This is a genomic window from Sorangium aterium, from assembly GCF_028368935.1.
GTDB lineage: Bacteria > Myxococcota_A > Polyangia > Polyangiales > Polyangiaceae > Sorangium > Sorangium atrum.
In genome coordinates, this window is the sequence record NZ_JAQNDK010000007.1 from 512,132 (window position 1) to 534,808 (window position 22,677).

22 protein-coding genes are annotated in these 22,677 nt (G+C 71.3%); 6 read left to right on the plus strand and 16 right to left on the minus strand.

The window, feature by feature from the left end; all coding sequences use genetic code 11:
- Window positions 1–21: 21 nt before the first annotated feature.
- The 11 genes from POL72_RS49820 to aroA all read right to left on the minus strand — a co-directional run bounded on the left by POL72_RS49820 (window position 22) and on the right by aroA (window position 12,015).
- The gene (locus POL72_RS49820; protein ID WP_272104457.1) at window positions 22–447 is read right to left on the minus strand and encodes an HIT family protein; all 426 of its coding nucleotides are present in this window, start codon (window positions 445–447) and stop codon (window positions 22–24) included.
- A 152-nt stretch (window positions 448–599) separates the two neighbouring features.
- Complete coding sequence (locus POL72_RS49825; protein ID WP_272104459.1) at window positions 600–1,541, minus strand: type 1 glutamine amidotransferase family protein; 942 nt, start codon at window positions 1,539–1,541, stop codon at window positions 600–602.
- 160 nt (window positions 1,542–1,701) lie between these two features.
- A complete protein-coding gene (locus POL72_RS49830; protein WP_272104461.1) occupies window positions 1,702–2,649 on the minus strand; it encodes a hypothetical protein in 948 nt (315 codons plus the stop codon).
- 124 nt (window positions 2,650–2,773) lie between these two features.
- On the minus strand, window positions 2,774–4,234 hold the full coding sequence (locus POL72_RS49835; RefSeq protein ID WP_272104463.1) for an AI-2E family transporter: 1,461 nt from the start codon (window positions 4,232–4,234) through the stop codon (window positions 2,774–2,776).
- Complete coding sequence (locus POL72_RS49840; protein ID WP_272104466.1) at window positions 4,231–4,782, minus strand: HIT family protein; 552 nt, start codon at window positions 4,780–4,782, stop codon at window positions 4,231–4,233. Before POL72_RS49840 ends, POL72_RS49835 begins: the two co-directional genes overlap by 4 nt.
- Before the next feature lie 138 nt (window positions 4,783–4,920).
- Complete coding sequence (locus POL72_RS49845; RefSeq protein ID WP_272104468.1) at window positions 4,921–5,484, minus strand: YfiM family lipoprotein; 564 nt, start codon at window positions 5,482–5,484, stop codon at window positions 4,921–4,923.
- A gap of 189 nt (window positions 5,485–5,673) precedes the next feature.
- The gene (locus POL72_RS49850; RefSeq protein ID WP_272104470.1) at window positions 5,674–7,770 is read right to left on the minus strand and encodes a 30S ribosomal protein S1; all 2,097 of its coding nucleotides are present in this window, start codon (window positions 7,768–7,770) and stop codon (window positions 5,674–5,676) included.
- Window positions 7,659–8,819, minus strand: coding sequence for a hypothetical protein (locus tag POL72_RS49855; RefSeq protein WP_272104472.1), 1,161 nt, complete (start codon window positions 8,817–8,819; stop codon window positions 7,659–7,661). The genes POL72_RS49850 and POL72_RS49855 overlap by 112 nt, the downstream gene beginning before the upstream one ends.
- A gap of 4 nt (window positions 8,820–8,823) precedes the next feature.
- On the minus strand, window positions 8,824–9,804 hold the full coding sequence (locus POL72_RS49860) for a hypothetical protein (RefSeq protein ID WP_272104474.1): 981 nt from the start codon (window positions 9,802–9,804) through the stop codon (window positions 8,824–8,826).
- Entirely contained in the window at window positions 9,788–10,600 is an 813-nt protein-coding gene (cmk, locus tag POL72_RS49865) for a (d)CMP kinase (protein ID WP_272104475.1), read from the minus strand. Before cmk ends, POL72_RS49860 begins: the two co-directional genes overlap by 17 nt.
- 38 nt (window positions 10,601–10,638) lie before the next feature.
- Window positions 10,639–12,015 carry a 3-phosphoshikimate 1-carboxyvinyltransferase gene (gene aroA, locus POL72_RS49870; RefSeq protein WP_272104477.1) on the minus strand — a complete coding sequence of 459 codons (1,377 nt, stop codon included), beginning with the start codon at window positions 12,013–12,015 and terminating at the stop codon, window positions 10,639–10,641.
- Between the two features lie 226 nt (window positions 12,016–12,241).
- On the opposite strand from aroA, the gene POL72_RS49875 reads away from it, so the two are divergent.
- Entirely contained in the window at window positions 12,242–13,144 is a 903-nt protein-coding gene (locus POL72_RS49875) for a nucleotidyltransferase domain-containing protein (RefSeq protein ID WP_272104479.1), read from the plus strand.
- 75 nt (window positions 13,145–13,219) lie between these two features.
- Window positions 13,220–13,501 (plus strand): cupin domain-containing protein, encoded by a 282-nt coding sequence (locus POL72_RS49880; RefSeq protein WP_272104480.1) that lies wholly within the window; start codon window positions 13,220–13,222, stop codon window positions 13,499–13,501.
- A gap of 513 nt (window positions 13,502–14,014) precedes the next feature.
- Here the strand turns inward: POL72_RS49880 and POL72_RS49885 are convergent.
- Entirely contained in the window at window positions 14,015–14,839 is an 825-nt protein-coding gene (locus POL72_RS49885; protein WP_272104482.1) for a hypothetical protein, read from the minus strand.
- 512 nt (window positions 14,840–15,351) lie between these two features.
- Between POL72_RS49885 and POL72_RS49890 the strand changes: the two genes are divergently transcribed.
- The 4 genes from POL72_RS49890 to POL72_RS49905 are packed head-to-tail and all read left to right on the plus strand — an operon-like array spanning window position 15,352 to window position 18,654.
- Window positions 15,352–16,308 (plus strand): hypothetical protein, encoded by a 957-nt coding sequence (locus POL72_RS49890; protein ID WP_272104483.1) that lies wholly within the window; start codon window positions 15,352–15,354, stop codon window positions 16,306–16,308.
- A complete protein-coding gene (locus POL72_RS49895; protein ID WP_272104485.1) occupies window positions 16,302–17,726 on the plus strand; it encodes a protein kinase in 1,425 nt (474 codons plus the stop codon). Before POL72_RS49890 ends, POL72_RS49895 begins: the two co-directional genes overlap by 7 nt.
- Window positions 17,727–17,740: 14 nt before the next feature.
- Window positions 17,741–18,166 carry a hypothetical protein gene (locus POL72_RS49900; protein ID WP_272104487.1) on the plus strand — a complete coding sequence of 142 codons (426 nt, stop codon included), beginning with the start codon at window positions 17,741–17,743 and terminating at the stop codon, window positions 18,164–18,166.
- Entirely contained in the window at window positions 18,154–18,654 is a 501-nt protein-coding gene (locus POL72_RS49905) for a hypothetical protein (RefSeq protein WP_272104489.1), read from the plus strand. The genes POL72_RS49900 and POL72_RS49905 overlap by 13 nt, the downstream gene beginning before the upstream one ends.
- 20 nt (window positions 18,655–18,674) lie before the next feature.
- Here the strand turns inward: POL72_RS49905 and POL72_RS49910 are convergent, their stop codons facing one another.
- From POL72_RS49910 to POL72_RS49925, 4 genes are all read right to left on the minus strand, one after another.
- Window positions 18,675–19,829: a hypothetical protein gene (locus tag POL72_RS49910; protein WP_272104490.1), complete on the minus strand. Its 1,155-nt coding sequence runs from the start codon at window positions 19,827–19,829 to the stop codon at window positions 18,675–18,677.
- Between the two features lie 61 nt (window positions 19,830–19,890).
- Complete coding sequence (locus POL72_RS49915; protein WP_272104492.1) at window positions 19,891–20,463, minus strand: hypothetical protein; 573 nt, start codon at window positions 20,461–20,463, stop codon at window positions 19,891–19,893.
- A complete protein-coding gene (locus tag POL72_RS49920) occupies window positions 20,438–21,532 on the minus strand; it encodes a hypothetical protein (protein ID WP_272104494.1) in 1,095 nt (364 codons plus the stop codon). Before POL72_RS49920 ends, POL72_RS49915 begins: the two co-directional genes overlap by 26 nt.
- A gap of 23 nt (window positions 21,533–21,555) precedes the next feature.
- Window positions 21,556–22,230, minus strand: coding sequence for a hypothetical protein (locus POL72_RS49925; protein WP_272104495.1), 675 nt, complete (start codon window positions 22,228–22,230; stop codon window positions 21,556–21,558).
- Window positions 22,231–22,677: the final 447 nt, after the last annotated feature.

Below are 22,677 nucleotides of genomic sequence, written 5' to 3' on the forward strand. Positions count from 1 at the left end.
TACCCGTACCAGCGACAGAATTCAACCCGCCGTCAATGCCGTCACGATGGCGTCGCGGAAGGCGCGCATCTCGTGCTCACCCGCATATTTATAACGAGGCCAGAAGAAGCCCTTGAGACCGTCCCGCTGACGGCGCGGGACCACGTGGATGTGCACGTGGGGGACGCTCTGACTGACGCGGTTGTTGATGGCGACGAAGGAGCCGTCTGCGGAGCATGCGGACTCGACGGCGCACGCGAGGCGCTGGGCGGTCGCGAAGAGCGGACCGACGAGCGACGCCGGAATATCGGTGAGCACCTCGTGATGGGCGCGCGGGATGAGCAGGCAGTGGCCGGGGAAGAGCGGGCGGTGATCCAGGAACGCCAGGACCTCCGGCTCGTCGAGCACGACGTGGGCCGGCGTTTCGCCCCGGGCGATGCTGCAGAACACGCAGGGGCGGGACGGCATGGTGAGCCTCGCGCTCTTCGATGCCGCGCGGCCTGCCTGGCGTCAATGCCGGCCGCGCGGGCAGCGGCGCGCGGCCGCGGTCACGGCGACGCTGGGCGCGCGCGGCCGTGGCCACGCTGGGCACGCGCGGCTGCGCAGGGCGCGCGCGGTCGTCAGTGGCTCGCCAGGATGGCGTCGATCGAGCCGTAGGTGGCAGGCTCGCGCGTCCAGTAGTCCAGGAGAAGGCCGCCGGCCGTCATCCAGGCCCTGTCGAAGCCGCCGTCCTGCGACGTGACGCGCACGACGTGATCGCCGCCGTGGAACGCCCAGTGGCGGCCCGTGTGGTCGAAGTGGTCGATGAGCGCGCCCTGCCGCGTCTTGACGTGGAGCGCGTCGGAGGGATCGTCCCACGACGTGTCGACGATGAGCTCGTAGACCTGCCAGAGGTTGCCGGACGGCAGCACTCCCCAGTCCACCTGGACCCCGGAGTCGTTCGGGAGCCCGAAGACGAAGCAGCGGGGCATGCGCCGCGCCGCGTGCCAGAGATCGCCGTTGCGGCTCTGCTCGTGGTGGAGCGTCACGAGCGTGTCGCGCGCGAGGCCGAACGCGTCGTTGTCACCGGGGCTGTCCCACACCCGGCGGAAGAGGTGCTGGCAGAGCTGGTCGGCCCCGGCGGAGAACCCGACGGTGAGCAGGCCCCGCTGCCGGCGCTCGTGCAGGAGGCGCCCGAACTTGCCGGGCTCTCCGTCGAACATCGCGCCGAGCTGCTTGTAGCGCCAGAGCCCCGTCGTGCTGTAGCCGCCGCCGAGGATCACCACCTCGGACGACGCGAGGTAGTGCCACAGGACGTCCACGTCCTCCCTGCGCAGGTTGCTGGTCCAGTAGAACGGCACGTGCTCGAGGCCGAACCGCTCGTAGAACCGGAAGAACCAGCTGAAGTTGCCGTACGCGAACTCCTGCCGCTCGCGCTCGTTGCCGTCGCGGGGCGCCTCAGACATCGGCAGGAACAGGATGCGCTTGTTGTCCCGCCCCGAGAGCGCCCGCTGCGCGATGTAGCGGTCGTGGATGAAGTTGCAGCGGTTATGGGAGCTGTAGAGCAGCGCGGTCCCTCTCATGAGGGCGCGCATCTGAGCCGCTCGCCGCGCCTCGCGTCAAGGGGCCGCTCTCGGCGGGCGGGCTCGGCGGGCGAGCTCGGCGCGTCGACGGCGAGGCGCGGCGCTGGTCGGCCTCGGCCGCTCGTTGGTCGACCACGCACCACGCGCCACGCGCCACGCGTCAGCCGCGCCGCACCTGCTGCATCTTGCGAGGGATGGCGCCCGAGCGCATCAGCATCTCGAACGCCTCCTTCTCGAGCATCGGGTGGACGCCGCGCGGCGGCACGCCCATGGGGCTCTTCTTCTTCGTGACGAAGCCGCTCAGGTACTGCGGGTTGAGCGCGCTCAGGCTCCGCAGCGTGGTCTTCATCTGCTTCGTGTTGTTCGCCCACGCATAGGCGAACGCGCGCGAGCGGAGCAGCTGCGGCTTGAGCTCGGCGAACGCCTCGTCGTTCGGATCGAAGGTCTCGAGCAGCTCGACCGCCTTCCCGGCCTGGCCGGTCCGGGCCCACGCCTCGCCGACGATGGCGGCCATCATGGCGCGGATCCTCGGCTCCTTGTGGCGGGTCATGTCGATCTTGTCGACGAGCGCCCGCGCCTCGTCCGTCTCGCTCAGGATGAGGTGGATCATGCCGCGCTGGGCGCGCGCCTCGTCGGCCATCGGGGCCATCACCTTGTCGAGGTTGATGGTCTCCAGCGTCCGGAGCGCGGCCCGCGGGTCCTCCTGCATCTGGAGCTGCGCCTTCGCGAACGTCGCGGCCGCGTCGTCCTTCTTGAACTCCGTGTCGAGCTTGGCGATCGCGTCCTTGCGGGCCTCGGCGGAGTCGGCGGTCTGCACGATCTGCGCGACGGCGCGCGTCCGGGTCGCGAAGCGCAGCGCCCACACGATGACGCCGCCGACGATGACCGTCAGGACGCCGGCGGCCGCCTTCGGCCAGACCCCCGGGATGGCCAGGGCGATGGCCCAGACGATGAGCGCCGGGATGCCGACGCGGATGGCGAGCGAGCGCGGGTTCAGCTGGGAGAGCGGGTCGGCCGGGGGCTTTCCACTGCGGAGGGCGGCGATGGCCTGCTCGCGCTGCTGCTTGGGGCTCTGCTTCTTCGGGGTGGGTTTGCCGGGGGTCTTCATCGAGGTCGTGGAGCTGATTTCCTGCGCGGGGCGCGGGGTCTCATAGCCGGCTTGCGGGGGAGCGGCCAGCGGAGGCGGACGGGCGAGCCGATCGGCCCCGGGGAAGGGGCTCGGGCGGTGGAGGCTAGCTCGCGGCCCTGTCGGGGTCGCTGCTGCGGGCGCTGGGCTCGCCCTCGGGCTCGGCGGCGGGGACGGGCGTGGAGGCCGGGCGGGCGGATTCGAAGCCGCGCAGCGGCGGGAGCGGCTCGATCGTGGGGGCGATGATCGGGACGCCGCGCTGCGGCGGGATCGTGGCCGTCGGATCGGCGAGGCCCAGCGTCGACTCGCGGAAGTGGAGGAAGATCGTCTGCGCGAGCGAGAGGCAGGGGACCGCGAAGAGCGCGCCGGTGATCTGGAAAAAGTGCTCGCCGACGAGCAGCGAGAGCACCACGAGGACCGGGTGGATCTTCGCCGAGTCGCCGATGATCTTCGGGTTCAGGAAGTTCGCCTCGAGCTGGTGGATGCCCACGATCCACGCGAGCACGCCGGCCGCCGTGCCGAACGACTGCGTGAGGCCGATGAGGACCGCCGGGACCGAGCTCAGGATCGAGCCGAAGATCGGGATCAGCGACATCACCGCCGCGAGGACGGAGAGGATCGGCCAGTACTTGAGGTCGAAGAGCCAGAAGCCGATCGCGGAGAGGACGCCGTTGACGAGGCAGATCAGGAGCTGCCCGCGGACGACGCCGGAGAGCCCCCGGTCGAGCCGGCGCAGGAACCGATCGAACGAGTCGCGCGAGGTCGGGTGCCAGAGCTCGCGGAAGAAGCGCAGGATCTTCTCGTGCGTCAGGATGATGTAGCCGGCGAGCATCAACGTCATGAAGAGGTTGAAGATGCCGCGCGAGATGGCCGTCGCGATGGCCTGCCCGATCCGGAGGACCGCGAGCGAGTTCTCCTTCAGGTAGGTGGCACCCTTCTCGTAGCCCTCCTGGAGCATGTTCGCGCTGGAGAGCCCGCGGTGCCTCGGGCGCGCCTGCGCGATCTGCCAGACGCCGTCGCGCGTCTCGCGGACCTCGACGTCGTCGGCGATCTGCACGTCGAATGAGCCGTCCGGCCCGGGCAAGATGCGGATCGGCGGGCGCTCGGCGCTCTCCTCTCCTCCAGCAGGGGCCGCGCTGGAGTCGGGCGGCCGCGCGGCCTGATCGGGCTCCTGGGCGGGCGCGTTCGCCGGCGGCGGCGCCTCGGGCTCGCGGCCCGACCAGCGGTTGAGCCGCGCGTCGAGCGCGGGCAGGTACTCCTCGCGGAGGCGCGCGGCGAGGCGCGGGGCCTCGGCGGTGAGCGCCTTCCCCTCGGCGATGAGGCGCGGGACGCTGAGGGCGAAGAAGCCCGCGATCCCGGAGAGCACGAGCGCGTAGACGACGAGGATCGCCGCCCACCGCGGGACGCGCGCGCGCTCGAGCCGGAGGACCGCCGGCGTGAGCACGTAGGCGACCACGAGCGCGAGCACGAACGGGAGCAGCACCGCGTGGGAGACGATGAGCAGCGCCGCCGTGAGGACGGCGCTGACCGTCAGGAACACGGTGCGCCGCGAGGGGCCTTCGCTCACAGCGCCTCGCCGCGCGCGGCCCGGCCGTGGGTGCCCTCGTCGACGAGCGACGCGGGGAGGTCGGCGAAGAAGCCGAGCAGGTGGTCACGCGTCGCCTCGAGCGCCTGCGGGACGACGCGGACGTCGGCGAGCACCGGCATGAAGTTGGTGTCGCCGGGCCAGCGCGGGACGATGTGGACGTGCAGGTGCTCGGCGATCCCGGCGCCCGCCGCGGTGCCCAGGTTGATCCCGACGTTCATGCCCTCGCACTTGAGCGCGGCGCGCAGGCGGGTCGTCGACTCGCGCACGAGGCGGAAGAGGGCCTCGTGATCGGCTGGCTCGAGCGCGTCGAGCGAGGCGACGTGCGCGTGCGGGACGATGAGGAGGTGGCCCGACGCGAACGGGTAGCGGTTGAGCATGACGAACGCGCGGCGGGTCGTCGCCACGACCAGCCGGTCGCGCTGTTCATGCTCGGATGCGCGGGGAATGCCGCAGAAGATGCAGTCGGCCTGGCCCTTCGGCGCAAGGATGTAATCGATGCGCCAGGGCGCCCACAGGGGGTTGCCCATGTCGCGGAGACGCTAGCACGGCGGCAACGCGCGCGGGACCACCGCTCGCTCGTCGCCGCGTCGTCCTCGCAGTTGCCGCGCAGGCGCGCCTCACGTTCCGCCGTTCCGCCGCCCCGCCGCAGCGCCGTCGATGGGGGCTCAGAACTGGAGCGGCGTGGCCGCGAGATCGAACCAGAGCGAGAGGCCAAGCCCGGCGGAGGTGCCGAGCGCATCCCAGACGAAGTCGCGGACCGAGGGGGTGCCGTGCCCGGCGGCATCGTAGACCTCCTTCGCCAGCCCAGCGCCGAGCGCGACCGCGGCGCCCACAGCGAGCCGCTGGCGGAGGTCGCTGGTCGCGAGCGCGCCGAGCGCATAGCCGCCGCCGGCGAGGGCGATTGACGCGCAGAAATGGCGCATCTTGTCATCGCCGAACCACGGGTCGGCGGCGCGGAGCGGGGCGTAGGCGCGCCCGAGCGGCTGCGCCTGGAACCCCGCCCAGGGAGCGGCCGAGGCGCGGGGGCCGTCGGCGCGCGCAGCGGGAGCGGCCGAGGCGCGGGGGACGCCGGCGCGCGCAGCGGGAGCGGCCGAGGCGCGGGGGCCGTCGGCGCGGGCAGCGGGAGCCGTCGAGGTGCGGGGGCCGTCGGCGCGGGCAGGAAGAGCGCTGAGCGCCAGGGCGGCGAGGACGGGCGCCGCGAGGGCGGAGCGCGCAAGGAGGCCTCTCATCGCGGCATCGTCCGCGGCCTCGCGGAAAAAGCAAGAGGCGAGGCCCTGGGGAGGGCCTCGCCTCTCGTCGACATCGGGTCCACTCGGCGAGCCGAGGGCACCGGGGCGCCCTCGGCCCGCCGCACCTGACGTGCGGCGGGTGAGCGCCTGGCGCGCGGCCGCGTCAGCGACGCCGCGCGCCGGGCAGCGTCACTTCAGGTCCAGCTTGGCGCCGAACTTCTCCTTGATGAGATCACCGATCGTCCCGGCCACCGGCTTGTCGTCGTCGTCCTTGCGCTTCTGCTGCTGGCGCTGGACGGGCGCGGGGCGCTCCATGCCGATGTTCTTCATCGTCAGGAAGAGCCGGCGATCGACCGTGTCGAGCGACGAGATCTCGGCCTTCACCTTGTCGCCGACCTTGAGCTTGCCTTCCTCGGGCTCCTGCACGTCGCCCTGGGAGATGAGCCCCTCGACGCCCTCGCGCAGCCGCACGAACACGCCGTAGTCGACGATGCTCACCACCTGGGCGTCGTCGAGGACGCGGCCGGGCGGGTACTCCGTCAGCATGCTCGGCCACGGATCGTCCCAGAGCTGCTTGATGCCGAGGGAGACCTTCTTCTCGTCGTGGTTGATCGAGAGGATGATCGCCTCGACGTCGTCGCCCTTGTGGTAGAGGTCGCTCGGGTTGTTGACGCGCACCGACCACGAGAGATCGCTCTTGTGGACCATGCCGTCGACGCCCTCCTCGATCCCGACGAAGACGCCGTAGTCGGTGAGCGATCGGACCTTGCCCGCGATCTTGTCGCCGGGGTGGTACTTGTCCGTGAACAGCATCCACGGATCGGGCTCCAGCTGCTTGAGACCGAGGCTGATGCGCTTCGCGCGCGCGTCCACCTCGAGCACCTGGCACTCGAGCTCCTGGCCCACCTCGAGCAGCTTCGACGGGTGCTTGACCTTCTTGGTCCAGCTCATCTCGCTGACGTGGATGAGGCCCTCGACGCCCGGCTCCAGCTCGACGAACGCGCCGTAGTCGGTGATCGACATGACCTTGCCGCGGACCTTCTTGCCCGCCGGGTACGCCTCTTCGGCGTGGTTCCAGGGGTCCTCCTGGGTCTGCTTGAGGCCCAGGGAGACGCGCTCGGTGTCGGCGTTGTACTTGAGGACCTTCACGAGGACCTCGTCGCCGACCTGGAACACCTCGCTCGGGTGGTTCACGCGGCCCCACGACATGTCCGTGATGTGCAGGAGGCCATCGATCCCACCGAGGTCGACGAACGCGCCGTACTCGGTGATGTTCTTGATGGTCCCCTTGACGGTCATCCCTTCCGTCAACGTCTCGAGCGTCTTGGCCTTCATCTCGTCGCGCTCGCGCTCCAGGAGCACGCGCCGCGAGAGCACGATGTTGCCGCGCTTCTTGTTGAACTTGATGACCTTGAACTTGTAGGTCTGGCCGATCAGCTTGTCCAAGTTGCGGATCGGGCGGAGATCGACCTGAGAGCCCGGGAGGAAGGCCTTCACGCCGCCGCGGATGGTGACCGAGAGGCCGCCCTTCACGCGCTGGCTGATCGTGCCCTCGATGAGCTCGTCCGCCTCGCAGGCGTTCGAGATCTCATCCCAGACCTTCATCTTGTCGGCCTTCTCCTTCGACAAGGTCACGAGGCCGTCGTCGTTCTCCCGGCTCTCGATGTAGACGTCGACCTTGTCGCCCGCCTTGACGGCGCTCTGGCCCGCGGCGTCCGCGAACTCGCGGAGCGCGATCACGCCCTCGCTCTTGCCGCCGATGTCGACCACGACGGAGTCGCGGTTCACTGCGACCACGGTGCCGGAGATGATCTCTCCTTCACGCGCGAAATCGCCCCCCTCCACGCTCTGTTCGAAGAGCGCGGCAAAGCTCTCCATGCTCGCCCCGGACGAGCCAGCCTCCATATGGATGTTACTAGTCATGTTGTTCGTTCTTGTTTCCTTTCCTTCCCTGGGATTCGCCGCGCGGGCGCAGTCGTGGACCCTAGGTGCCACGCACGAGCGGCGGAGGGGCAGGCACACGCGTACCGATGCACCCGGGCCCCTCGGGAGAGGCGAGCCTGTAGTCTGAGGAGGGGCCTCTGTCAATGCAACGACCGAGCCACTGGAGGTTTTTGTAGGTCCGGTCCGTTTTGGTGGGAAGGATGTGCCCGCCCGCTCAAAGCGGCGCGATCTCAGGGCGTGGCGCCCGCCGCGGCGCCCGGCGCGGCGCCGGCGGCGTCGCGCGCGGCGCGGGCGCGGTGTGCGAGCTCTGCGCAGGCGCGATCGAGGCCCTCGTAGGGCCATTTCGTCCGGATCTCGACGAGCTCTCCCTGCGCGAGGGCCTGGGCTCCCTCGAGCGCGGCGCCCGCGCCGACGACGTCGACGGCGCCGGGGAGCACGGCGAGGGCGAGCTTGAGGCTCCCGAGGAGCGCCTGCGTGTCCGGGGCGAGCGCCGCGGCGGCCTCGCCCGACGCGGGCGCGAGGCGCATCGAGAGCGCGGGCTCCGCGCCGAGGGCGAGGGTGCCCGAGGCGTGGTTGATGCGGCGGAACAGCGCTCCGGCCCGCGGCAGCACGCGGGAGGCGGCGGTGGCGGCGCCGGACCACGCGGCGCTGGTGAGCGCGAAGGTGACGGCGCCCTGCTCGGGCAGATCGAGGCGCCGCCACTCGTCGGACGCCGGCAGCGCGGCCCTCACGATCTCGGCGTCCGTGCCGAGGACGAGCGTTCCGTCGTCGGCCTGGCCGAGCACGGCGCGCGGCCCGATGAGGAGGAGCTCGCCCTCGCGGCGGACGCCGGCCCAGCCCTCGTCGCGGGCGACCTTCTCCATGCCGGCGACGAAGCGGCCCTTCGGGATGCGCCCGCCCGCGAGCGCGACCCAGCTCGTGGCGTCGGTCGACGCGACGACGATCTCGCGCAGATCCGACGGAAAATCGAGCCCGGTGGCCGCCTCGATGCGCGCCTTCCGCGATGCGGTCTGGGGCGCGTCGTCGAGCAGCGGGAGGAAGTGCCGGCGCACGGGGCCGAAGAGCGCGAGGTCGGCGGTCTCGAGGCGGACCACGATGTTCGCGTCGCCCGGGATGTGCTGCCGGGCCGTCGGCACATAGCGCCAGAAGAAGAGGTAGACGCAGAGCGCCGCGCCGGCGAGCAACGCGGCGATCGCGATCGCGAGCACGAGGCACGCGGCTCCGCGGGGGCGGCCCGGGCGCTGCGGGGCGGCGGGGGCGCCTTCGCCGGGCGGCGCGGGGCGCGCCTCTGCGGGAGCGGCCCCCGGCGCCTCCGCGGGGTCGCCCTCGGGCGCGGCGAGGTCGTCGGTCACGGTCGGTCGGATCGGTTCTTCGATCAGGGTGTCAGGCATCGGCTTAGCCGGGGGAGCGCGCGGACAGCAGGGCGAGCACGAGGGGCGCTGGGAAGAGCCAGCGGAGCCGCACGGTGCTCTCCACCTGCTCGATCGAGAGCTCCTTCATGAGATCTGCGTAACGTACATCCTCGACGTTGTCGCGGAGCACCTCGAGGAACCGGCGGGCGCGCCCCGCGCCGGCCGCGTCGACGCCGACGAGCTCCACGTCGAGGCGCACCCCTTCGTCGTGGAGGGACGCCACGGCGCGGACGCGCGCGACGCCCGCGACGAGCGCGCCGATCGACGGGAAGCGCCGCGCGAGGTAGGGGGGCAGCCGGCGCGCGCGCAGGTCGAGGCTCACGAGCCCCTCGGCGGCCGGGTCGCCCCGGCGCGCGTCGGGGCCGTCGCGGAGGACGCGCGCGACGCTGCTCACCTCGACCGCCGACACGAGCGCGACGGCGCGATCGCCGAGCGCGATGATCCGCGCCGTGTCGGCGCGCGATCCCGCGACGCCGCCGCGGCGGTCGAAGACGGCGATGCGGTCGACCGCGCCGCCGTCCTGCGCCGCCCGCGCCGGCTCCCAGCGGCCGGGATCGGGCGTGAGCCCGGCCATCCGGCCCTCGAGGACGACCACGCGATCGCCCTCCTCGAGATCGGCGAGCCGCAGGCCGAGCCAGACGACGTCGGCGCGCTGGAGGGCGCTCTCCAGCGCCTCGTCGGGCACCTCGTCGAGCGCGCGGCGGGCGAGCTCGTCCGAGGCCGCCTGGCCCAGGCCGTCGCGCATGCGGGCGACGTCGACGCGCACGACGAGATCGAGATCGGCCGGGAGCAGATCGGCCGGCTCGATGCGCCGGACGACGCGCGGGCCGAGCGGGCTCGCCGCGTCGCGGGCGGGGGGACCTGCGACCTGCGGCGCGGCGTCCCCGCAGGCCGGGAGCCCGAGCGCCATCAGGGCGGAGGCGGCGGCGACGGCGGCGGCGCGGACCTCAGCCGCCGCGCGCACGGATCTCCACGAGGGTCGCCATCTCGTCGATGATCTCCTGCGGGCTCCTGTGCCCCGAGTCGACGAGGATCGCGTCGTCGGCCTTGCGGAGCGGCGCGACGGCGCGCTCGCTGTCCGCCTTGTCGCGGCGGAGCACGTCGGAGAGCGTCGCCTCGAAGCTGACGTTCATGCCGCGCGCGACGAGCTCGTCGTACCGCCGCTTCGCGCGGATCTCGGCCGGCGCCGTCAGGAAGAACTTCACCTCGGCGTCCGGGAACACCACGGTGCCGATGTCGCGCCCCTCGAGCACCACGCCGCCGCCCGCGCCGGCCTGCCGCTGCATCGCGAGCAGCGCCTTGCGCACGGCGGGGACGGCCGAGACCCGGCTCGCCCCGAGGCTGATCTCGGGCGCGCGGATCGCGCTGGAGATGTCCTCGCCGTCGAGCAGCACGCGCATGCCGCTGCCCCCCAGGCTCGACTGGGCCGGGGCGTTCGCGGGCGGGGGGGCGGAGGAGTCGGGCGGCACGCCGTGCGGGCTCCGCTCCAGCGCGATGCGCCCGCCGCGCGCGAGATCCTCGGCGAGCGCGCCGATCGCGCCCTCCTCTTCCCACTGGAGGCTCGCGCGGCGGGCCGCGAGCGCGACGGCGCGGTAGATCGCGCCGGTGTCGACGAGGAGGTAGCCGAGCCGCTCGGCGAGCCCCCGCGCGACCGTGCCCTTGCCGGCGCCGGCCGGTCCGTCGATCGCGACGCGCAGCCGCCGGGGCTCGTCCCGGGCCGGGAGGTGGTGCGCGTCGTCCTGTCGTTGTCGTTCGGTCACCTGCGCTCCTCCTCCTCTCTCGCTCACCGATCGCGCGCTCACGCGGCGCGGGTGCCCTCGACCTCGATGCGCGCGCCCAGGGCGCGCAGCGTCCCGACGAAGAGGGGAAAGCTGGTCGCGATGCAGCCCGCGTCGCGGACGCGCGTGGGCCCGCCCGCGGCGAGCCCGAGCACGGCCGCCGTCATCGCGATGCGGTGATCGCCGCGGCTGTCGACGTCGGCCGCGTCGAGCGGCCGGTCGGGCCTGCCCTCGACGAGGAGCCCGTCGGTGCGCTCCTCGCAGCGCAGGCCGAAGGCGCCGAGCACCGACGCCATCGCCGCGATGCGGTCCGTCTCCTGCGCGCGCAGCTCCCGCGCGTCGAACACCTCGGTGAGGCCGCGCGCCCGCGCGCCGAGGCCGAGCAGGATCGGCAGCTCGTCGATGGCGCGCGCCGCGAGCTCGCCGCCCGCGCGCCCGGCGCGCAGGCCGGCGCCGGAGGAGGCGGGCGCGACGTGGATATCGCCGGTGGGCTCGCCGAGGGCCTCTCCCTTGATCTCGACGGCGACGCCGCCATCCATGTCGCGCAGCACCTCGAGCAGCCCGGTGCGCGTCGGGTTGAGGCCCACGCGCCGCGCTGTCACGCGGCTCCCCGGGACGATCTGCGCGGCGGCGACGAGGAACGCGGCCGCGGAGAGGTCGCCGGGCACGTCGAGCTCGAACGCCGGGAGCGCGCCGGAGAAGCGGGTGGCGTCGAGGCAGACCATCGCGCCGACCGAGTCGATCGGCACGCCGAGCGCGGTGAGCATGCGCTCGGTGTGATCGCGCGAGACGATCGGCTCGCGCACGAACGTGGGGCCGTCGGCGTAGAGGCCGGAGAGGAGGAGGGCGCTCTTCACCTGGTCGCACGGGATGGGGATCTCGTGCTCGATCGACGAGAGCACGTGCGGCTCGGGGAGCGGCCCGACGTCGAGCGGCGCCGTGATCTCGCCGATCTTGCGCGGATCGAGCTGCCCCTCGATGTGCCCGCCGCGGAGCCGGAGCGGCTTCGCGACGCGCTCCATGGGGCGGCGCGAGAGCGACGGGTCGCCGACGAGCCGCGCGGCGAAGCGCTGGGCGACGAGGATGCCCGCGAGGAGCCGCATCGTGGTGCCGGAGTTGCCGCAGTCGATGGGGCCGCCGGGGGCGCGGAGGCCGGAGAGCCCGGCGCCGTGGACGACGAGGTCGCCCGGCGACGGCTCCTCGACGCGGACCCCCATGGCGCGCAGCGCGCCCACGGTCGAGAGGACGTCGCCGCCGAGCGTCCCGCCCCGGATGCGGCTCTGCCCGGTGGCGAGCCCGGCGAGGAGGAGCGCCCGGTGGGCGATGCTCTTGTCCGCAGGGACCGGAACGCTCCCGATGAGCGGCCGCTCCGCCGGGTGGACGATGAGGTCGGGCACGGGTTGCCGTGTAGCAGAACGGCGGGCGCAGGCACAGCGGGCGGGGCGCCGAGGGCGCAGCGCGTGCGGCGGGACGGCGTGGGCGCGGCGGGACGGCGTGGGCGCTGCGCGTGCGGCGGGGCGCCGGGGGCGCTGCGCGTGCGGCGGGACGGCGCGGGCGCGGTGGGACGGGGCGGGCGCCCCGATGCTAGGGTCGGCGCGTCGCGGCGGGTCGACAGGAGGCGGCATGGACGAGGCAGTGGACGTGGCGGCGCGCGTGGCGGTTCGGCTCGGGGCGATCCCGGGCGTGGTGGCGGTCGTGCTGGGCGGATCGCGCGCTCGCGGCGCGGGCCACCCGGACTCGGACGTCGATCTGGGCATCTATTACGAGCCCGAGAGCCCGCCCGACCTCGCGGCGCTGCGCGCGCTCGCGCGGGAGCTCTGCGCGGGCGGCGCCGAGGGCGACGTGGCGCCGCTCGCGCGGGAGCTCCACACGAGCGCCGCCGAGGACGTCGTCACGCCGCCCGGCGCGTGGGGGCCCTGGATCAACGGCGGCGCGTGGCTCGAGATCGGGGGGCACCGGGTCGACTGGCTCTACCGGGATCTCGCGCGCGTGCGGCGCGTGATCGCGGAGTGCCGGGCGGGGCAGGTGACGTGCGACTACCAGCCCGGGCACCCGCACGGCTTCCTCAGCGCCAACTACGTGGCCGATATCCACGACTGCCGGCCGCTCTTCGATCCGGAGGGCGCGCTGGCTCCGCTGAAGGCGCTCGTGACGCCCTATCCGCCGGCCCTGCGGAGGGCGCTCCTCGAGAGGTTCCTGTGGGAGGCCGGCTTCGCCATCGACACCGCGAGGAAGGCCGGGCGGCGCGGCGACGTGTTCTACGTGAGCGGCTGCCTTTTCCGCGCAGCGGCCTGCCTGGTGCAGGCGCTGTTCGCGCTGAACGAGCGCTACCTCTCGAACGAGAAGGGAGCCCTGCCGAGGACGCGGTCGCTCTCGCGGTGCCCCCAGGGCTTCGCCGACAGGGTGGAGGCGACGCTCGCCGCGCCCGGGGAGGGCGCGGAGGCGCTGCTCGCGAGCCTCGGGCGCATGGAGGCGATCGCGCTCGAGGTGCGCGACCTGTGCCGCCGCGACGGGCCGAGCTGCTAGCATCGGCCGCGACGATCGCGGAGGGCGCCGCGGGGGCGGGCCCGGCGGCGGCGCGTCGAGCGAGGACGAGGAGCCATGGAGTCGATCAAGCTGGAGCACGGTCCGTCGGAGGAGCAGCTGGCGAAGCTCGGGGCGCGCGGCTGGCCCATCTGGACGAAGGAGGTGTCGACCTTCCCGTGGCACTACGACGAGCGGGAGATCTGCTACCTGCTCGAGGGCGACGTCATCGTGACGCCCGCGGAGGGCGGCGGCGCGCCGGTGCGGATCCAGGCGGGGGATCTGGTGACGTTCCCCGCGGGGCTGAGCTGCACCTGGGAGGTGCGCTCGCCGGTGCGGAAGCACTACCGGTTCGGCTGAGCGGGGGTCGCGGCGCCTCGGGGCAAAGCGACTGCCGGCCATCGCCGCGCGGCGGCGTTTGGGGGCGAGTCCGCCGCCGGTGATCGCTGCGCGGTGGCGCTTCGGGGCAAAGTCCGCTGCCGGTGATCGCCGCTCAGCGGCGCATTGAAGTAAGATGTCTTACGTGAGATCGCCGCCCGGCGGCGTTCCGGGCAAGTTCACTGCCGGCGATCGCCGCTCGGCGGCGCATCGAAGTAAGTTATCTTGCATGCAGTCGCCGCTCGGCGGCGCATCGACGTAAGTCTTCTTACCTGAGATCGCCGGTCGCCAGCGGATCGATGTAAGGCATCTTGCATAGATTGCCGCCTGCCGACCGTTCCGCGCAAGTTGGCAGCCGTCCACCCGCCGGAAGGCGGCGAAAAATGAAAGACGCCTTACTTTGATGGGCGGAGAGCGGCGGGTTCGAGCAAGATGTCTTGTCTCGCGCGCCCCGGTGAGGGGATCCGTCGCGCCGCAAGGTCAGGAGTGCCCGGCTCAGGCGCCGTCGAAGGACTCGTCATCGTCGCCGGCAGCGGCCGGCGCGGCGTCGTCGTCGGTAGGCGCGGGCTCGGCCCCGCCCTCGGCGCCGCCCTTGCGACCGCGCCGGTCGGCCCGGGCGGACTCGCGGCGGAGCCGGCCGAGGAGGCGCTCGGCGATCTCCCCGGTCGCCGCCTTCTCGAGGGCGAGGTTCGTCTCGACGGCCCGGACCATGCGGATCCAGGCGTTGCGAGCGTTCACTACCTCCCGCGGCGTGGCGCCGTCGGTGTTCGACGGGGCGTTCAGCGCGAGCTGCTCACGCTGCGCCTCCACCTTCTCGATCTCGAGCGCGGCCGCGACCCAGGCGTCCACCACCTGCGCGAGCGGCCCCTCGGGCGTCTTCAGCTTCCTGAGCAGCTTCTCCGACGCGTCGTCGAGCCGCGACCGGAGCAGCTTGGCGTCACCCGCCTGGTCGCCGTAGCTGCGCGAGACGGCCTTGAGCCCCGCCGGCGCGAGCCGGTCGCGCAGATCGAGGACCGCCGCCGCGAACGCGGGATCGTCGGTCATCTCGGCGAGCGCGCCGAGGTAATTGTACGCCCCGCGGAGCTTGCGATCGTGCGTGGCGTCGAGCGCGATGGCCTTCTCCATGAGCGCCTTCGCCTGCTGCTGAAGGCTGGAGCCGAGCCGCTGCGTGGTGAGGATCCGGCCGTGCGCCTCCTCGACCGCGGGCAGGAGCGGCGCGAGCAGCGGCAGCGACGTGAAGACCCTCCGATCCTGCTCCGGGTCGAGCCAGGGGCCCGAGATGTTGACCATCGCTTGCGGGGTGAGATTGCGATAACCCATGAAATCCCTCCTTGGTCAGGGGCGTCCCGAATCTCGGTCCGGGTTGGCTGGATGCAACGTCCCGCGCGCTCAGGCAGCCGTCGCGATCTTGCTCCGTGGCCGGAGGACCGCTGGTTGCGCTCGGCCCGCTTTCTAGTTGCGCTCGCCCCGCCTTGGGGAGCCCGGATGGGCGGCAACGGCATGTGCTCATCTCCTGAGAGAGGCCCTCTCCTTCCAGGAGAGGCCCTGTTCCTCACCAGAGGCGCGCTCCGTCTCACCAGAGGCGCGCTCCGTGCCGGTGCACTTCGACCGCCCAGGAGGGCGATTTGGTGAGAATTTGGCGGCGCAATTTGCAATGCGTTCGTGGGGGCAAATTCGGTCTGTGGGGGATTCAAAGCGCAGGCAGACCTATGTTAGTGCACGTCTGCCCGAGGGATGGACGCCGCTCCGGCCGAGGCTGAGCTGAAAAGGCGGTACCGCGCCGGATTGGGCCGGCGCGGCATCCGGTCTCCTTCGTAGGGCCGAGGTGCGCTTTGCTGCGTTCTGCGCTGGTCATCTGTTGGTCGCACGTGGCGGCCGTCGCGATGTTCCTCCTCGCGATCGAGCCAGCGTTCGCCGCGCAGCCGCCGCCGCGGTCGCCGCGCGTGACAGCCTTGATCAAGGAGGCTGAGGCCGCCCTGGAGCGGCTCGACGTCGCGCGCGCACGCGACCTGTGGGCGCAGATCTACGATATCGAGCGTTCTACGGTGGGGATCTGCCAGCTCGGGCAGCTCGACCGCCGACTCGGGCGCTGGGTGGACGCCGTGGTGGAGCTCACGCGCTGTGTGCAGGAGATGCGCCCGCCGGCCACGCCCAGGGAGCGGCGGCTCCACGAGACGCGGCATGCGGACCTGGCGGCGGCGCGGCTCGAGGTGGCGAGACTCCACGTGTTCGCGCCCGCCGGGGCGGCGCCCGTGCTCGTGGACGGGCGCCTCGTGGACGAGAGCGGTCAGATCTACGTGGCGCCCGGGCAGCATGAGATCACGACGATGTTGCCGGATGGCCGCAAGGCACGCTCCATGGTGCACGTCACCGCGAGAGAATCGCGCGTTGTCCTTTTGAGCGCCGAACCGGCGAGCGTGCGCTCGGTCGCTCCGTTGAAGGCGACGCCGGCGGGCGCGCCGGTACGGCCAGCGAGCCCCCCGGCCCCGTGGCTGCTTTATACGGGGTCCGCGGCGTCGGGCGTATTCCTCGTGTCGGGGATCGTGCTGCACATCTTGGCATCGACCGAGGACAGCGCCTTGAGGGAGGAGATGTGCAAGCCCGGCTCGGCGGAGGATCCGAAGTTGGTCGAGGACTTGCACGCCGTGGAGGTGCAGCAGCACATCAGCACGGCAGCCCTCGTTGCAGGTACCGCCCTGGGGGCCGCGACGGTCGCAATTGCGGTGCTGCCGCGCGGCGCCCAGATCCGCGCGAGCGCGGCTGGAGCAGAGGTGCGGTTCTCGTGGTAGAGCCTGGTACCGTCTGGGAAGGTCACCGGATCCTCAACGAGGTTCACGACGGCATGGTCCGCACGTTCCTCGCCCAGCAGGTCGGCGATGAGGCCGCGATCGTCTGGTTGCACCTGCGCGAGGGGCAACCGATGGACCGGACGGCCTTCGCATCCGAGCTCCAGCGTCTGCAGGACATCGCGCGAGCGGTTCCTCAGGTAGAACCCGTTCTCTACGGTGACGCAGGAGGCCTCTCTGCCTGGGTCGCCTACCGGCGGAGCGACAAGATTGGCCTCATGGACGCGATCCGCGGGGTGGATCTCGGGGTTACCGCGCTGCACACGGTAATCGAGGTCGCCCACGCCATCCAGCGGTGCCACACGCTGGGCGGGTGCCATGGGGCGCTCGGGTCCGACCGCGTGTTCATCACATCGAAGCGGGACTACAGCATCAGCCAGTTCGGTCTGGTCGGGCTATTCCGTATCGAGCCGCACGAGGCCGCGCGGGAGCCGCTGGTGGCGTCTCCTGAGCTGCTGCGCGGCGACCGAGTGAGGCCACAGACGGACGTCTATGGCCTCGGGACGCTGCTGTACGAGCTCGTTTGCCGTCGGTCGCTCGACGTCGGCCAGCCAGGTATGTTGGGGGTGCGGCGCGGTAGGCCCGCGATCCCCGTCGACACACCGCCCGCTGTGGCTGCCGCCATCGAGATGGCCTTGGAAGAGGATCCGCGCCGCAGGTACAGAAACGTGGGCCACTTCATCGCGGTGCTCGAGGGCCTTGTGGACGCCTGGCCCACGCTGGACCGGGCACCGAGCCGGCGCGATAACCACGCGCCCGTCGCCGGCGCGGCGCCGTCGACCTTGCGCAGCTCCCATCTCCAGAGTCGTCGCTTGTCAGCGCCGGTGACGGAAGCTCCGGACACCCGGACGTCCGAGGTGGCGCCGGTGGCAGCGCCTTCGAGCGACGATGAGCATCAGCTGCCGCAGATCCCCCCTCTTGACGGACCATCGCCGACCGCTCCCGCTTCGAAAGAGCCGGTGACGCCACCGCCGCCCTCCCTCCGCCGAGAACCTGGAGGAGAGCCAATGATGGTCCGGAGCGACCCTGTCGCGGCGCCGCCCCACAAGCTGGTGAGGCGCCTTGCTATTCCGCTCGCCGCGACGGCTGCGCTGTGCGCCGGCGCTCTCTGCCTGACGCCCCCGGCGGGGATCGCGTCCCGCGCGGAGAAGCTTGGGACGATGCTGGTGGAGCGAGCATCGCCGCGGTCTGGGCAGCGGCGTTTGCCGTCGCCGGAAGGGGCGGCGAGGGCCGACTCGAAGGAAGCGGACAGCCGCCCGCGTGCTGCGTACACGCAACGAACGGGCGTGACGGCGAAGGCCGAGCTGCGCCGGCCGTACTGCGAGGCCGGCGATTTTAGCTGTGGTCCTGCGATGTACTAGGAGGGCTTCTGTCGATGCGATGCGTTCTTCTGCTCATGGGCGCGAGCGCTGGGCTAGGTTGTGTCTCCGATCGCGGCTGTCCTGCCCCAGGCCCCCACGAGGGAGACCCTGCGGTATGGCTCTGGGATGGCACGCAGAACGAGGCGCCGGGCTGCGCGGAAGACAGGGATGTTCTCTGGGACGGGTGGTTGAAAGGCTCCTCTACCGCCCCGGAGTCGCCGACGTTCGCACGCGCCTGCGCCGGCGTCGTTCGAGACGACATCCCGGACGGGTATACACTCTGCGTGATCCCAACCGAGGTGCCGGAGATTTGCTGGGAGGGGTACGAGGACCGTTCCATTTACGTGGAAGAAGATGGCGAAGAGCACGTGATGTGCTGCACCCCCGCGGGCAACCCGCCGATGGTGATCCCGCAGAGCTACGGCGCATGCACGACATGAGCGATCCGATGACAAATGCCCTCGCAGTTGCATTCTCATCCCTGCTCTTGGCTGCCGTGTGCGTCTCGTCCGGCGGATGCATCGCCCATCCCGAGATCTCGGGCAAGGCGGTCGTCACGCGGGATGGCGAAGAACTGGTGATCGACACCGGTGGCAACGGAACGAGGCTCGTGGATGCAAGCGGCGAGGTCGCAGGGGGGTGCATCGTACCCAATCAGGGGAAACTCGGGGTAGCGGTGCAGAAGGAGGGCGCTGCCTTCTCGTTCTTTGATATGATGGACGAGTCCGACTCGCCTTATGCGTCCGTGACGATCGACGGAGAGCGTTACCAGGGCGCGTGCGAGATCATCGTCGAGGATCTGCAAGGTGACCCGTACGAGGCCGACGTGTCGGCGGGGCCGTGTGACCTCGTCCGGCTCTTCGACGGTGCAACGGTGCGCCTCGAGACGGCGGTATTTCACGTCTCGGACTGCAGCGGAGCCGATTAGCCGGGCGGCCTCTCCTGGGGCTATCGCGCCCTCTCCGGCGGACCGTCGTCGGCCTGCGCCTTGGCTCGAGCAGCGCGGACCGCTGCGAGCCAGTGCGCCTGGTCGGGGTCGCTGTTCCACGGCGGGGCCTCCCGGTAGAGCGTGTCCCAGTACTCGCGCGCTGCCGCCTCGGCCGTCTCGATCTCGCTCTCGCCGTCGGGTGCGTCCTCGACGCGGTCCGCGAAGGCACGCCAGGGTTCAGAGGCGTGGTGGCTCAGATTCGGCCACGGCCGGCCGGGCGCCCCGTCGAAAACCTCACCGCTGCTCTGGAGATAGCTCTCGTAGGCGCTCTGAGCGATGGCATCGCGCCGGCGGCGGTTGACATGCCTCGTGCAACAATCACGAACCGCTTGGGCCCATTCGCGGTCCTCCTCCGGCACGTCGTCTCGCCATGCGCTCGCATAAAGATCGCGCATCTCCTGCTGGCGTGTCAGCCACCCATGTCGATCGTCGGGGACCGGCGGTGCTCGGAGGGCCTGGTCGCGCGCGGCGCGGAGGGCTCGCTCGCGCGCGGCGCTCGGTCCGGGGTACTCCGGCAGCCCGGCGCCCCAGTACCACGGCGGTTCCAGCATCGGAGGGATGGCCCTCTTCATCGAACTCGGGGTTCCGCGGAGAGCGAGCCGAAAACCCCGCTGGAAAGCGCGGAGCATCCCGGGCCGGTGCTGCTCGGCCGTGTCGTCGGAAGCAAGGGTCCGCCAGAGGTAGGTACGGTGGAGGCGCGAGGCTGCCGCGGCCGCGGCCTGTTCACTGTCGCTGGCGTGCGCTTCCTCGAACGCGTCAACGAAGGCGATGAACGCGCTCTCGAGGGCGGCGAGCAGCATTGGCCACGGCGGGGTGAACGCCCGGGGAATGTGCCCCTGGCTGCCCCGGAGAGCGCTTTCGCTGGCTCCAGGCTCTATGCCGTTCGGTCCCTGATCGTCGACCCACTTCCTGAAGCTCTCGCGGTGGGCCGCCGCCCATGCGCGGTCCCTCTCCGGCAAATCGTCGTACCACACTTCGGCGCACAGCTTGCCCAGATCCTCCGAGCGCGACCTCCATTGTTCGGGATCCTTGGTCGAGAACAGCGCGTGTCCGAGCGCCGCTTCGCGCACGACGCGAGGTACGAAGGGCTTCGTCTCCCCCAGCGAAGGGTTCATGAGCAATCTCCGGGTTGACCGCACGTGGGGTCGGTGGGCTCTACGCCCGTCAAGGTCATACCTACCAGAAGATTCGGCCCGCCGCTGCGGGCTCGACGCTGACACCCGACCACGCGAGCGTCGTGATGAAGCGGACACCGCACGTCGCCACGATCGCCACATGCTGCGTCGATAGATAGGCCGCGCCGGCCTCCATGGCCGGGAAGAACCCAAGATAACGCAGGCACAACCCCCATGCGTTGCATACAGGGATGCGCCCGAAGTCGAGCCGCGCCGCGAGCTCGAACGACAGGGGTGCACGGAACGGCATGCCCCGGACGGCCGCCGTGGGGCCGGTCAGCACGCCGAGCCAGCGCGCGTCGCCGCCCAGACCGAAGAGGCCCACGTCGGCGCCGATGCCGATGTCCACGGCGTTGCGGACGGGCCATCGGCGCAAGCCGGTGACCGACGGCATGATGCCGCCCGTCGCGCGCGTGGCACGCGACCCCAGCACGACATAGGTCGCCTTGACGTCGATCTCCCAGCGCGGCGGCGCGCCCTCTTCTGCCCGCGCGACCGCGGGCAGGAGCGACAGCGCGACGAGCCCGGCGCGCGACCCCGTCCGAGCGCTACCTGCCCATCGCCCGTGGACCATCGTCGGCCTGCGCCTTCCTTCGAGCGGCGCGGACCGCCGCAAGCCAGTGCGCCTGGTCGGGGTCGCTGTCCCACGGCGGGGCATCCCGGTAGAGCGCATCCCAGTATTCCCATACTGCTGCTTCGGCCGTCGCCGGCTCGCTCTCGCCCTCGGGGGCGTCCTCGATGCGGTCCACGAGAGAATACCAGGGTTCCTTGGCGAAGGTGCCCACGCTACGCCACGGTCCAGCAGGCTCGCCGCCGAAGCGCCCATCGCTGCTCTGGAGATAGCCTTCATAGGCGCTCTGCGCCAGGGCAGTTCGCCGGCGGTTGTTGACCCACAGAATGCACGTGTCACGGTACAGCGCTGCCCAGAGGCGGTCCTCCTTAGGCACGTCATCTCGCCATGCGCTCGCATACAGCGCTCGCAGCTCATGCTCGCGTGCCGCAAGCTCCTTCGCATCGTCCGGAACCGGCAGCGCCCTGAGGGCCCGCTCGCGCGTGGCGCTCGGACCGGGAAGCGCAGGCGCCGCAATCTCCCAGATCGCGGGAGGCTCCAGCATCGGGTGGATGGGCCTCGTCAGCGTCCTCGGTCTCCCGCGGCGTCCGATCCGAAAACCCCTTCGGAAGGCGCGTAGCGCGTCGACTCGGTGTTCCTGGGGCGTGTCGTCGGATGTCAGCGTTTGCCAGAGATAGCTCCTGTGGAGTCGCGACGTTGGATCCTCCGCCGCACGCTCGCTCGCGCCGGGGCGCACCTGTTTGGCGGCCTCGATCATGGCAAAATAAGCGCTTTTGACGGCCTCCAGCAGCATGGGCCAGGGTGGCGCGGGCTCTCCGCCGAAGCGGCCATGGCGGCTCTGGAGATCCGCCGCATTCGCCTTGTAGTCGGTGTCAGCGTGTCCGGAATCGTCAATCCACCTGCTGAATTTCTTGCGGTACGGATCTGCCCATTCGCTGTCTTCCTCGGGCAGGCCATCGTCCCATGCCTCTGCGCACAGCTGGCCGAGATTCTCGAGGTGCCATTTCCAGAGATCGGGGCTCTTGGTGGTAAACAGGCCGTATCCGTAGCCTGCCTCCTGCACTGCAAGCATTCCAGGGCGCTTCGCCAGCCACCTCACGGCCGATCTCCCGGCTGTCCGCCCGTCGGGTCCGTGGGCTGTCCGCCTGTCGGGTCCGTGGGCGTGGGCGGGCATCCCCAGCCTGGTCCAGCGCCGAGCGGGCAGAGGAGAGGGACGAGCCGAGGAAAGGCCCATCCAGGAGGCGGAGCGGGTAGTGCGATCAGGGTATTGATGATGTCGTCTGTGTCGACCGCGTCGGGGTCCGTCAGCTTGGCCGGTACCTTGTCCGGTTCGTAGCGGAAGTCCCATACGAACCGGCACTCGACGGTCGCTCCGCCCGGGATCGGCAGGCTATTCATGAGGTCGGTTTTTCTGATTTGACGCTGCAGCGCTTCCCATTCGTCCTTGCACATCAGGTAGGTCACCAAGAAAGGTTCCTCGATGAGACAGGCGCGCATGTCTTGGACAATATAGGACGGCTCCTGGTCGGCCCACTCGGTCCACTGACCGCCAGCTTGGTAGCGGCACTGGAGTTTGCCCATTTGATCTCCCGGTGGCCTGCCCTGAAGCCAGTCGAGGGCCGCGGCGTTCATGGCTAACCTCGTGAGCCTCGATATTTCTTCGAGTGGCATTGCCGCGATCTGGTGTCTCAGCTCATCGCGATCGCTGGGATCCACGATGGAGCAGCCGCAGGCAAACACGACGAGCAGAACGCCGCGCCGATGATTCATCGGTTTCCCCTCCCCTGGTTCGCCGATCCACGTACCCGTAGACGGTGGCCGACCTTACCAGCGGTCGCCACCGCCGGTCAAGCCGTGACGGGCCACCTGGAGGACGGTGACCGGCGCCCAAGCGCGGCCACTGGCCGGGGCCTCGCCTTTGAAGAAGTGGCAGTGACGGTGCCGAACCATCTGCCCAACATCGCCGGGTCGAGGAAGCCCGCCCGAACCGCCTTTCACCAGCAGCGCAGAGTTGCGCCGCTCCTTCGAGCGCGGCTCCGCGAACGCTCGCGCCGCTCGACCTGGGTTGAGAGGGCACCACGCGCTCGGCGCCGTCCACCGCGGAACTCCGGCTCCATCCGCCCCGGGTCTCGACCGAAATATGACCCCGTGGGCATTTTTTATCGCTCCGGCCTCTGGCGATATCGTCCCAGGCGTAAGCGTCGGGTTTGGGGCGAT

Coding starts and splice junctions, on each gene's coding strand:
- POL72_RS49830 (WP_272104461.1), bottom strand. CDS start 2,649: ATGAAGACCCCCGGCAAACCCACCCCGAAGAAGCAGAGCCCCAAGCAG.
- POL72_RS49925 (WP_272104495.1), bottom strand. CDS start 22,230: ATGAATCATCGGCGCGGCGTTCTGCTCGTCGTGTTTGCCTGCGGCTGC.
- POL72_RS49910 (WP_272104490.1), bottom strand. CDS start 19,829: ATGAACCCTTCGCTGGGGGAGACGAAGCCCTTCGTACCTCGCGTCGTG.
- POL72_RS49820 (WP_272104457.1), bottom strand. CDS start 447: ATGCCGTCCCGCCCCTGCGTGTTCTGCAGCATCGCCCGGGGCGAAACG.
- POL72_RS49825 (WP_272104459.1), bottom strand. CDS start 1,541: ATGAGAGGGACCGCGCTGCTCTACAGCTCCCATAACCGCTGCAACTTC.
- POL72_RS49885 (WP_272104482.1), bottom strand. CDS start 14,839: ATGGGTTATCGCAATCTCACCCCGCAAGCGATGGTCAACATCTCGGGC.
- POL72_RS49875 (WP_272104479.1), top strand. CDS start 12,242: ATGGACGAGGCAGTGGACGTGGCGGCGCGCGTGGCGGTTCGGCTCGGG.
- POL72_RS49845 (WP_272104468.1), bottom strand. CDS start 5,484: ATGAGAGGCCTCCTTGCGCGCTCCGCCCTCGCGGCGCCCGTCCTCGCC.
- POL72_RS49915 (WP_272104492.1), bottom strand. CDS start 20,463: ATGGTCCACGGGCGATGGGCAGGTAGCGCTCGGACGGGGTCGCGCGCC.
- POL72_RS49905 (WP_272104489.1), top strand. CDS start 18,154: ATGCACGACATGAGCGATCCGATGACAAATGCCCTCGCAGTTGCATTC.
- POL72_RS49880 (WP_272104480.1), top strand. CDS start 13,220: ATGGAGTCGATCAAGCTGGAGCACGGTCCGTCGGAGGAGCAGCTGGCG.
- POL72_RS49900 (WP_272104487.1), top strand. CDS start 17,741: ATGCGATGCGTTCTTCTGCTCATGGGCGCGAGCGCTGGGCTAGGTTGT.
- POL72_RS49840 (WP_272104466.1), bottom strand. CDS start 4,782: ATGGGCAACCCCCTGTGGGCGCCCTGGCGCATCGATTACATCCTTGCG.
- POL72_RS49855 (WP_272104472.1), bottom strand. CDS start 8,819: ATGCCTGACACCCTGATCGAAGAACCGATCCGACCGACCGTGACCGAC.
- POL72_RS49920 (WP_272104494.1), bottom strand. CDS start 21,532: ATGCTTGCAGTGCAGGAGGCAGGCTACGGATACGGCCTGTTTACCACC.
- POL72_RS49850 (WP_272104470.1), bottom strand. CDS start 7,770: ATGGCCCTACGAGGGCCTCGATCGCGCCTGCGCAGAGCTCGCACACCG.